1 pseudogene is annotated in these 303 nt (G+C 29.0%); it reads right to left on the bottom strand.

What is annotated here, in order from left to right:
* Positions 1-42: 42 nt before the first annotated feature.
* A pseudogene (locus KVT27_RS24175) lies at positions 43-303 on the bottom strand (RHS repeat domain-containing protein); the annotation flags it as partial.

The raw sequence follows: 303 nt of genomic DNA, 5'->3' as shown, positions 1-303 counted from the left end.
CTTTCTCATAAAACGACAACTAAACTCTCTCCTTATACTAAATTATTTCTTTTTAAGTTTATTATATGCATTTCTTGACTCTTTCATATAATCTTTTATTTTTTTATTTTTCATACCTATGGGTCTTATTTCATTTCTTAACTTCTTTTTTCCACCATTTTTTAAATATAATCTATGTTCCAAACCTCTTGCTTGACCATAAGATAAATCTTTCGCAACAACAGTCATCTGTAAATCTCCATGTTTTCCTCTTTTATGGGCTGACTTACGAGCTGTTACATCCGATGTTCTTCCTATATATCT

Origin of the sequence: Lysinibacillus sp. GbtcB16 (assembly GCF_019091145.1) — a bacterium.
GTDB lineage: Bacteria > Bacillota > Bacilli > Bacillales_A > Planococcaceae > Lysinibacillus > Lysinibacillus fusiformis.
Note: the sequence above shows the minus strand (reverse complement) of the source record. Positions and strands in the feature narration are given on the sequence as shown.